This is a genomic window from Lentzea sp. CC55, assembly GCF_021056325.1.
Lineage (GTDB): Bacteria > Actinomycetota > Actinomycetes > Mycobacteriales > Pseudonocardiaceae > Lentzea > Lentzea jiangxiensis.
The window spans coordinates 73,005-82,660 of the sequence record NZ_JAJCXE010000054.1 but is presented as its reverse complement, the minus strand read 5'-3'; the positions used below and the strand labels follow the sequence as shown (position 1 = coordinate 82,660).

The following is a 9,656-nucleotide window of genomic DNA, read 5'->3' as shown; positions in this document are numbered from 1 at the left end:
TGCTGCTGGTCCTGCTCACCCCGTGCGTCGACTACGTGATCGTGTTCAGCGGCCTGGCGGGCGCGGACAGCCGCCTGCCGGCCGCCACGCCGTTGCTGCTGATCGCACAGCTGGTGCTGTTGCCGGGTTATCTCCTGCTGTTCCTGGGCCCCGGCGCCGCCGTCGTGGATCCCGGCCCGTTCGCCGAGGCGTTCGTGGTGCTGATCGTGATCCCGCTGACCCTCGCGTGGCTCACGCAGTCCACGCCGAAGGCCGCGACCGTCGCCAACGCCCTGAACACGACGATGGTTCCTCTCATGGCCGCCACGCTGTTCGTCGTGGTGGCCTCGCAGGTGCCGAAGCTCGGCGACGACCTGCCCCTGCTCGCCCGCGTCGTGCCGATCTACGTGGTCTTCCTGGTCGTCATGGCTTTCGCGGGCCGAGCCGTCGCCCGCGCGTTCCGCCTCGACACCGCCGGAGCGCGCGCGATCGTGTTCACCGGTGCCACCCGCAACTCGCTCGTCGTGCTGCCGCTGGCGCTGGCGTTGCCCGGCGAGCTCGCGGCCGCGGTCGTGGTGACGCAGACGCTGGTCGAGGTGGTCGGCATGGTCGTCTACGTGAGAGCGGTGCCCCGGCTGCTGCCCTGACCCCCGAACGCACGCGCCGCTTTCGGCCTCGCGTCCAGCATGCGCTCGCGGGCGTCGCGGAAGCCGTCCACCGACTTCCGCGGCTGCACCCCTCGCGGGCGCTGCTCGTGGAGTTCCAGCGAGCAGCCCGCCCGTGCGGGCCGTCAGTCCGTCGCGCGGTCGTCGGCCGCCGCGGTCTGCGTCAGCACGGCCACCGTCTGCTCCAGGCCCCGCTGCACCTCGTCGCCCTGCGCCTCCCGCACGCTGTGCAGGCTGACCGTGATCCGCGACCGGCCCGGCGCGACCTCCTCCACCTGCAGCTCACCGTGGTAGTCGTCCGGGCCCTCTGCGCCCCATTCGAGGGTCCGGCGCTGCGGGTCCGGGCGCAGCCACGCCTCGCCCTCCACGTGGTGGCCGTGCACGTCGGCCTCCACGTGGACCTGCTCGCCGCCCTCGGGTTCGGCGGCGGTCATCTGCGGGAAGTAGCGGGGCAGGTTCCGCGGCTCGGCCAGGAACCCGAACAGCGTGTCGGCCGGGATGTCGGCCTCAGCGGTGTGCGTGTACGTCGTCATGGGGCTCGGGGTACCCGGCCGTCACGCCGGTGAACACGTCCCGCGTGCGCGCCACGTGCTCGTGCCAGCCCCGCTGGTCGCGCCGGAACACCGGCACGACGAACGCGCCGCCGACGAACAGCGCCGCCACGACGAGGTCCCACCAGCCGATGTCGATCAACGGTGACACGACGGCGGCGTACGCGACGAACCCGGTGACGCCGAGCAGCTCGCGCAGGACGAGCTGCAACGGGTTCGCGCGCGTGCCGTCCCCGGAGCGGATCCGGTAGTTCAGCAGCACCCCGCCGATCGTCGTCCCGCCCGCCGCGGCCGGCAGCACGACGCGGAACGCCACGAGCACGGCCACCGCCCAGCGCGGGTCCGAGTGCAGCAGCAGCTTGGCGATCACGATCACCAGGACGAGCTCGGCGCCGAGGCCGAGGATCCGGCGCGGCAGGGTCACGGTGTCGTCCGACGCGGCCGACTCGTCGGAGGAGGGCACCCTGGGCACCACGAGCGCGGCGGGCGCCACCATCCAGCCCAGCAGGCCGCCGAAGGTGTTGGAGAGCAGGTCGTCGACATCGGCGATGCGGTAGGGGCACGGGTAGAAGCCCATGTTGCCGGTGTACTGCACCACCTCGACGGCGAGCGAGATGCCGAGGCTGATGGCGATGACGGCCAGCGGTCCCTTGCCGTACGCCTTGCGCAGCACCACTCCCAGCGGCACGAACAGCGCGACGTTGAACAGCTGCTGCAGGAACGCCTGCGACTTCACCATCGCGAGGATGCCGGACTGACCGTTGGCCGCCATGTTGTTGCTCATGTCGGTGACCCACTGGAACGGCACCGTCGACAGCATCTGGTCGCCGGTGCACAGCTTCGACACGTCGGACGGGAACGGCAGGAAGATCAGCGCCAGCGCCACGAGTCCGTAGAGCAGCAGCCCGTAGAGCACGAAGGCCCGGCGCGGCTCGACGCGCCGGAAGCGGAAGTAGTGCAGCAGGACCAGGGGGAGGAGCACCAGCAACCCGATGCCCACGAACGCCAGGAAACCGGTCCGGGCGGTTTCCCAGTAGGACGCCATCATGAGGGATCCTTTGCCCGTTGACGTCCGTTGCCAAACCACGAGGCGTGAAGATGGGGCGGACGGCCGCAGCGCGCACCACCGGTCGCTGTGCGCCTCCTGCGGGCGCATTCGGTTTCCCGGTGCGGATTCCCGCTCGCTGAACGGCGACCGGTCGTCCGCAGGGGACAGTCGTCCCGGGCGTCAGGCCTTCGTGCGCGAGTAGTGCCGCGCGACGCGGGCCCGGTTGCCGCAGACGTTCGCGGCGCACCACACCCGGCGCTTGTTCTCGGCCAGGAACAGCATCGAGCAGGCCGGGTCGCCGCAGCGGCGCAGGGTGCCGAGGCGCCGCGGGTCGGCCAGCAGCCCGATCGCCTCGCCCGCGATCGCCGCGAGCGCGGGATGGCCGTGGTAGTCGTCGTGCCAGCGGACGGCGGCCCGCGCGCCGGCGCCCCAGCCGTCGAGCCGCGGGCTCGTGGGGACGGCGGCCGCGGTGGCGTTGAGGTCGTCGACCGCGGCGGGGTCCGGCGCGCGCTGCGCCAGGTGGGCGTCGAACAGCTCCCGCAGCACGGAGCGCAGGCGGCGGGTCGCGCTCGACGCCGGTGGGGGAGCGTCGGGCACGTCGCGATCGACTACCCCGGCTTCGGCTCGTCCGACCCGCTGCCCGGCACGCCGACGTTCGACCGGCTCGCCGAGGTGACCGGCGAGGTGATCGACCTGCTCGGCATCGGCGACTACGCGGTCTACGTGTTCGACTTCGGCGCCCCGGTGGGCTTCCGCGTCGCGCTGCGGCACGACCGGCGGGTCAAGGCCGTCATCACCCAGAACGGCAACGCGTACGACGAAGGCTTCGGCCCGGCCACCGAGGCGCTGAACGGCTGGTGGGCCGACAAGGAGAGGTACGAGGACATCGTCGACGGGTTCCTCGGCCTCGACGGCACCCGGCAGCAGTGGCTCGCGGGGGTGCGGGACCCGGAGCACGTCGACCCCGAGTCGGTGCTCGCCGACCAGGCCGTGCTCGACCTTCCCGGCCGCCGCGAGTACATGAAGGCGTTGCTGTGGGACTACCGGACCAATCCCGTCCGGTACCCGTCGTGGCAGGAGTGGCTGCGCACCCGGCAGCCGCTAGTCCTCGCCGTCTGGGGACGCCACGACCCGTTCTTCGTCCCCGCCGGCGCCGAGGCCTACCGTCGTGACGTGCCGTCCGCGGAGGTCGTGCTGCTCGACGCGGGGCACTTCGCGCTGGAGGAGGAGGCCGACGAGATCGCACGGCTGGTGCACACCACGCTGGAGAAGGCGTTCGCCTGACTCTTCGCATCCGCGCGGAGCACCGTCCGACTGTCCACGGTGAACGGTGCTCCGGCGTGTGCTGTCAGCGCAAGGCCGCTTCGACCGCCTCGATGACCGCGGCGTCCTCGGGCTGGACGCTCGGGCGGAACCGGCCGATGACCTGCCCTTCGCGCGAGACGAGGAACTTCTCGAAGTTCCACTGCACGTCGCCCGCCACGCCCTCGGCGTCGGGGTGCTCGACGAGCTCCACGTAGACGGGGTGGCGATCGGGGCCGTTGACCTCGACCTTCTCGAGCAGGGGGAACGTCACCCCGTACGTGGCCGAGCAGAACGTGGCGATCTCCTCGGCCGTGCCCGGCTCCTGACCCGCGAACTGGTTGCACGGGAAGCCGACCACGGAGAAGCCTTCCGCGCCGTACTTCTCCTGCAGGCGCTCCAAACCCGCGTACTGCGGCGTGAGACCGCAGCGGGAGGCGACGTTGACGACGAGCAGCACCTTGCCCCGCAACGAGCCGAGCCCGCCGGGCTCGCCGGCGAGGGTGCTGACCGGGATGTCCAGGATCTCCATGGGTCCAACGTAGTTCATCCCTCCTCGCGCGGTTCCCAGGCGAGGCCCGCGGCGCCGCCCCGAAGGCATTCGCCGGGGTGATGGCGCCCATGTCGTTTTCCGTTCAAAATGCGCCGCCGCGATTTTGGAACTCCGTTGGAGATTTCTTGGAGTGCGCGGGCAGACTCTCCGATGTCGGTATCGGACACAGGGAGGTGATTCACGTGGAGAAGACCCGCGCGAAAATGAAGAAGATCACGGTCCGCAAGGTGGGCCCGGTTCGCCTGACGGCGGCCGCCTGCTCGCAGTACAACGTCAAGCCGGCCTAAGGCGCGACGCGGGTGCGCCGGGCCCGGTCGGCCGGCGCACCCGATCTCACACCGGGGGAGGAACGTGTGACCGAGTTCGATCCTGACCGGCCCGTGCCGTTGCACCCGCTGGTGTTCCTGGAGGACGGCGACGAGGTGACCATCGGCCGCGCCGACGTCGACTCGTACGGCATCTTCCCCGGTGAGGGCGCCGAACTGGTCCGCAGGCTGGTCGCGGGCGATACTCCCCGCGAGGCGGCCGAATGGTTCGAACGGACCTACGGCGAAAGCGTCGACATCGAGGACGTCGTCGGCGCTCTAGACGAGTTGGACCTCATTCGCAAATCCGGCGAAGTCGTCACCGAAGCGGCACCCGTGCGCTTTTCCGCACTCGGCGCTGCTCTGTTCTCGCCGATCGCGTGGTTGTTCTACGCGGCATTGGCCGGATGGGCGTTGTACGCGATGGTCGTCAACGCGGACCTGCGGCCGACTTATCACAACATCTTCTTCTCCGACTACTACATGGTGATCCAGGTCGGTTTGTTCGTCGCCGCGGTTCCGCTGCTCCTGTTGCACGAGTCGTTCCACGCGCTCGCCGGGCGGAGGCTCGGCGTCCGGTCGAGGTTGCGCGTCGGCCGGCGGCTCTACTTCATCGTGCTGGAGACGTCCCTCGACGGGCTCGTGGCCGTGCCGCGGCGGCAGCGGTACCTGCCGATCGTCGCCGGGCTGCTCGCCGACGTCCTGGGGATCGCGGCGTGCACCGTCGCGGCCGACCTGACGCGGCACGCCGACGGGTCGCTGTCCGGACCGGGGCGGTTCCTGCTCGCCGTCGCGTTCGCCGCACTGCTCCGGGTGGTCTGGCAGTTCTTCTTCTACCTGCGCACGGACGTCTACGTGCTGGTGAGCACGGTGCTCGGCTGCGTCGACCTGCACGGGGCGGCGCAGCGGATCTTCCGCAACCGGGTCCGGCGGCTGTTCGGGCGTCCGGAGGAGGACGAGTCGGTGCTGCACCCGGTCGACCGCAGGGTGGCCCGCTGGTACTCGTGGCTCGTCGTCGTCGGCTACACGGCCAGCCTCACGACGTTCGCCCTCGCCGGCGCCCCCGTGCTGTACCGGTTCGTGACCGGCGTGGTCGGCCGGCTCACCGGGGACGCGGTGTCCACCACCCAGCTGCTCGACTCGCTCGTCTTCGGCGGCGTGGCGATCGCGCAGTGCGCGGTGCTCGGCTGGCTCGTGGTCCGCGAGCGGGTGAAGGCGCGCCGCGACCGTCGTCCACACCACGTCATCCACTGAAAGGACGCACCATGGACAGCCGCTTCTGGATCCGCGCTGACCGGCGCGGCGACCGGGTCCACGCGCTCGCCGCCCTGGACGTGCCGCCGATCTGGGCGGTCGTCGACGCCCACCGCCGGTTGCGCGGGCCGTACACCGCGGCGGGGTCGTTGCTGCGCCGGATCGCCGACGACCTGCTGCGGCGGTGCCCGGAACTGGCGGAGCGGCACAACATCGAGCTGCTCACCAGCACCCCCGAGCTGGCAGGGCGGGTGCCGAGTGCGTGGCACACCCTCGAATGGGCGGTGCAGGACAGCGAACGCACCCGTTACTACTCGCGGCTGCACACCCGCAACATCGCGAACGGCCTGGCCGAACTGCTGCGCGACTACCTGGCCGCCCTCGGCGGCGGGCCGCGCACGCTGGTGGTCGAGAACGCCCACGAGGCCGACCCGTCGGACCAGGAGTTCATCGCGGTCCTGCTGCGGCGCCGGGACCTCCCGGGCCTCACCGTGGTCGTGGGCACGAGCAGCGCGCCGCCGGCCGACCCGCGTGGCGAGATCGACGTGTCCCTGGCGGAGACCATCGCCGCGCACGCGACGGTGGTCGAAGCGGAACCGGCCGGGGAGCCCCCGCTGCCGGCCGACCCCGCCCGGGCCTATGTGGACGGTGACGGCACGGACGACGACCCGCGCCTGCTCGCCGCCTACCTCGCCCTGCCGGCCGAGGCCCGCGCCGCCCTGCACGACGCCCGTGCCGAGGAGCTCTCGCGGTCGGACGAGTTCTCGTTGCGGCTCGGGGCGATCCCGTACCACCTGGAGCACGGCAGCGACCCCGCCGGAGCCGGCGCGCAGGCGTTGCGCCTCGCGCTCGACCACTGCCACAAGGTCGGCCTCTACCAGGCCGCGGCGGACGTCGGCCTGCGCGGACGCCGGGTGGCGGACCGGGAGGCCGACGCCGACCTGTGGTGGCACCTGACCTTCCAGACCGGCATCGTGCTGGCGGCCGTCGGACGCGCGCACGAGGCCGAGGAGCTCTACGTCGAGGGCCGCGCCGCGTCGAAGGACCCGGCGGTGCACCTGGAACTGGCGTACTCGACGGCGATGCTGCACGCCCGCCACTACCCGGAACCCGAACGGGACTACGTCCGCGCACGGGCGTGGATGAACCTGGCGATCGCCCTCGCCTCGCAGCTCACCGACCCGAAGAAGGAGGCGTTCCAGTCCGTCTTCACCCGCAACGGCCTGGCGCTGGTGGAGGTGCGCGAGCAGAAGCCCGAAGAGGCGCTCGCCCTCGTCGAGGACGGCATGGCGCGGCTGGACCGGGAGCTCGAACCGCACGAGCATCTGCTGCACCGCCTGGTGCTGCGCTACAACCGTGCCCAGGTCTACGGCGCGATGGGCCGCTTGGAGGACGCGCTCGCCGACTACTCCTACGTGCTGGAACGGGACCCGAACTTCCCCGAGCACCACTTCAACGTCGGCAACGTGCTGCGCAGGCTCGGCCGCGACGAGGAGGCCGTCGCCGCCTACCGCGAGGCGCTGCGCCTGTCGCCGCCGTTCCCCGAGGCGTACTACAACCTCGCCGACGCCCGCCTCGCCCTCGGTGACGTCGAAGGCGCCATGGCCGACTTCGCCTACGTCATCGAGCTGGACCCGAAGCACGTCGACGCGAGGATCAACCGCGCGGGGCACCTGCTGGCCACCGGCGACCTCGACGCGGCGGAGCGGGACATCGCCGCCGCCCTCGACCTCGCGCCGGGCAACGCGCACCTGTTGTGCCTCAAGGGCCAGCTGCTCGTCGAACGGGAGCAGTACGCCGCGGCGTCCGAAGCACTCGAAGAAGCCGTGCGGCGCAACGAGAAACTGGCCGAGGCGTGGGCGATCCGCGGCACGGTCGCCGTGGCGTCCGGCGAGCTGACCGACGCGATCGACTACCTCAGCCGCGCGATCACGCTCGACGACACCCCGGACGCCCGCTACAACCGCGCGGTCGCGTACGAGGAGTCCGGCGACATGGCCGCGGCGATCCTCGACTACGACGCCGTCCTCGCCGTCACCGACGACGAGGACGCCCGGCAGCGCAGGGAGCTCTGCGCCGCGGCGACGGCCCGGTAGGCACCGCCGTGACAGCAACGGGGGACGTGGCCGCCGGAGTTCCGGTGGCCACGTTCACCGACGCCATGAGCCGGCTGGTGTCGGGTCTCGCCGTGATCACCACCCGCCGGGCGGAGGGGGAGCCGTGCGGGCTGCTCGTGTCGTCGATCTGCTCGTACAGCGTGGATCCGCCGTCGGTGCTGGTCGTCGTCGACCACGCCTCGCGGTGCCACGACCCGCTCGCTCGTTGCGGCGAGTTCGGCGTGCACGTGCTCGGCAGCGCGCAGGAAGGCACCGCCCGGACGTTCGCGAGCCGCGGCGCCGACAAGTTCGCGGGCCTCGCCTGGGAGTGGGACGCGGCGGTGCCCCGCCTTCGTGCGGCGCCGATCTACCTGCGCTGCACCGCGACCGCCGTGTTCGGCCACGGCGACCACACCGTGCTGATCGGCGAGGTCACGCGCGCCGACGTGGCCGAAGCCGAGCCGCTCGTGTTCTACCGGCGGCTGCTCGACTGGCGGCTACGGGGAGGCGGTGGGCTCCATCCGTGACGCGGACCGCGCGCGGTCGTGCCTGTGCCCCGTCACGAACGGGTCGTCGCCGTTGAGGACGGCCTGGTGCAGGGCCCGCAGCCGGGGCCCCGGCTCGATCCCCGCGTGGCTCGACAGCACCCGGTACGCCCTCGCGTAGGCCGCCAACGCGTCCGCGCGCCGTTCCGCCTGGCACAGCGCGAGCATCAGCTGCTCGTGGAACCTCTCCCACAACGGGTAGGTCCCGCACAGCTCCTCCAGGTCGCACACCGCCAGGTGTCCGTCACCGCGGCAGAGCACGACGTCGAAGCGGTCGCGCAGCAGTTCGAGGTACTCCTTCTCCAGCCGCGAGATGTCGTGGTCGAACAACCCCGTTTCGCGCAGGTCCGCGAGCGGCGAGCCGCGCCACAACGCGAGCGCGGACGTGAAGATCTCCCTGGCCCCGGCGCAGTCCCCGGCCGCGGCCGCCGCCTGTCCGTGCCTCGCGAGCTGCCGGAACCGGGTCAGGTCGAGCTGGTGCGGTTCCAGGCGCAGCACGTACCCGGACGGACGGGTGCTGAGCACGGGGTGCGAGGCCCGCCCGCTGGAGAACCCCGGCGTGAGCACGCGCCGCACCGCCGTCACGTACCCGTGCAGCGCGGCGACGGCCGACCGGGGCGCCCCCCGCGCCCACAGCTGGTCCACGATGCGGCTGGTCGGCACGAACTCGTTGGCGTGCAACGCGAGCAGAGCGAGCAACGCCCGTTGCTTCTGCGCCGTCGGCGTGCATCTTCGTGCTCCGCGGGTGACCTCGAACGTGCCGAGGACCCGGAAGTGCAGTGGTTCGTCCCCCGTTGCCAAGCGATCGTCACCTCGTGTCCGGGACCCGTTGCGGCCCACCGACTTCGCACACCTGCCCGACCCGGACAGTGTCGGACAGCGAGGGACTTCGAGGTAGTGTTCGGGCCGAAACTGCCGGTGCGACCAGCCGCCGTCAGACCTGGTTCCCGCTCCGGGAGGCCGTCACAGCACCAGCTTGTGGTACTGCTCCCGGTCCAGGTCGTACACCTCGAGCGACACCTGCGCGGGAACCCCCTCGACGGGCTTGAGGTGGTCGCGCAGGAGGTCCACGCTCGTCTGCCCGACCTGCTGCTTGAGCTCGACGGGCCGGCCCGTGAGCAAGCCGACCCGCACGTGCACCATCGCGGCCGGCGAGCCGTCCCCGACCACGACCTCCTCGACCTGCCGGAACCGCGTCTTGAACCCGGCGATGTCGGCGCTGACCATCGGCGACAGCGTGCTGTGCAGGGCGAGGGCGAACCCGCGGCGGTCGAACGCCCCGCTCAGCTCGGGGGAGTACTCGACGGTGATGTGTGGCATGGCACCACGCTACCGGCGGAGGTCGCGACCGCGTGGAC

10 protein-coding genes and 1 pseudogene are annotated in these 9,656 nt (G+C 71.7%); 5 read left to right on the top strand and 6 right to left on the bottom strand.

Going from position 1 to position 9,656, the window contains the following annotated elements:
• Positions 1 to 626, top strand: a pseudogene (locus L6E10_RS33060) (arsenic resistance protein); the annotation flags it as partial.
• Positions 627 to 769: 143 nt separating this feature from the next.
• On the opposite strand, the gene L6E10_RS33055 reads toward L6E10_RS33060, so the two are convergent.
• The 3 genes from L6E10_RS33055 to L6E10_RS41000 form a co-directional block, all read right to left on the bottom strand.
• The gene (locus L6E10_RS33055; RefSeq protein WP_090102910.1) at positions 770 to 1,177 is read right to left on the bottom strand and encodes an SRPBCC family protein; all 408 of its coding nucleotides are present in this window, start codon (positions 1,175 to 1,177) and stop codon (positions 770 to 772) included.
• The gene (locus tag L6E10_RS33050; RefSeq protein ID WP_236224078.1) at positions 1,152 to 2,243 is read right to left on the bottom strand and encodes a VanZ family protein; all 1,092 of its coding nucleotides are present in this window, start codon (positions 2,241 to 2,243) and stop codon (positions 1,152 to 1,154) included. Before L6E10_RS33050 ends, L6E10_RS33055 begins: the two co-directional genes overlap by 26 nt.
• Positions 2,244 to 2,423: 180 nt before the next feature.
• Positions 2,424 to 2,840 carry an ABATE domain-containing protein gene (locus L6E10_RS41000; protein ID WP_236224077.1) on the bottom strand — a complete coding sequence of 139 codons (417 nt, stop codon included), beginning with the start codon at positions 2,838 to 2,840 and terminating at the stop codon, positions 2,424 to 2,426.
• Between L6E10_RS41000 and L6E10_RS33040 the strand changes: the two genes are divergently transcribed.
• Positions 2,763 to 3,527 (top strand): alpha/beta fold hydrolase, encoded by a 765-nt coding sequence (locus L6E10_RS33040; protein ID WP_236224076.1) that lies wholly within the window; start codon positions 2,763 to 2,765, stop codon positions 3,525 to 3,527. The two genes, L6E10_RS41000 and L6E10_RS33040, sit on opposite strands and share 78 nt — an antisense overlap.
• A gap of 64 nt (positions 3,528 to 3,591) precedes the next feature.
• Here L6E10_RS33040 and L6E10_RS33035 read toward each other — a convergent pair whose 3' ends face one another.
• Entirely contained in the window at positions 3,592 to 4,077 is a 486-nt protein-coding gene (locus L6E10_RS33035) for a glutathione peroxidase (protein ID WP_236224075.1), read from the bottom strand.
• A gap of 374 nt (positions 4,078 to 4,451) precedes the next feature.
• Here L6E10_RS33035 and L6E10_RS33030 point away from each other — a divergent pair, with 374 nt between their 5' ends.
• The 3 genes from L6E10_RS33030 to L6E10_RS33020 are packed head-to-tail and all read left to right on the top strand — an operon-like array spanning position 4,452 to position 8,280.
• Positions 4,452 to 5,657 (top strand): hypothetical protein, encoded by a 1,206-nt coding sequence (locus L6E10_RS33030; RefSeq protein ID WP_236224074.1) that lies wholly within the window; start codon positions 4,452 to 4,454, stop codon positions 5,655 to 5,657.
• Between the two features lie 11 nt (positions 5,658 to 5,668).
• Entirely contained in the window at positions 5,669 to 7,753 is a 2,085-nt protein-coding gene (locus tag L6E10_RS33025; RefSeq protein WP_236224073.1) for a lipopolysaccharide assembly protein LapB, read from the top strand.
• Between the two features lie 44 nt (positions 7,754 to 7,797).
• Entirely contained in the window at positions 7,798 to 8,280 is a 483-nt protein-coding gene (locus tag L6E10_RS33020; RefSeq protein ID WP_236224072.1) for a flavin reductase family protein, read from the top strand.
• Here the strand turns inward: L6E10_RS33020 and L6E10_RS33015 are convergent.
• Both L6E10_RS33015 and L6E10_RS33010 read right to left on the bottom strand, forming a co-directional pair.
• Positions 8,251 to 9,099, bottom strand: coding sequence for an AfsR/SARP family transcriptional regulator (locus tag L6E10_RS33015; RefSeq protein ID WP_236224071.1), 849 nt, complete (start codon positions 9,097 to 9,099; stop codon positions 8,251 to 8,253). The genes L6E10_RS33020 and L6E10_RS33015 overlap by 30 nt on opposite strands.
• A 162-nt stretch (positions 9,100 to 9,261) precedes the next feature.
• Entirely contained in the window at positions 9,262 to 9,618 is a 357-nt protein-coding gene (locus L6E10_RS33010) for a 5-carboxymethyl-2-hydroxymuconate Delta-isomerase (protein WP_236224070.1), read from the bottom strand.
• Positions 9,619 to 9,656: the final 38 nt, after the last annotated feature.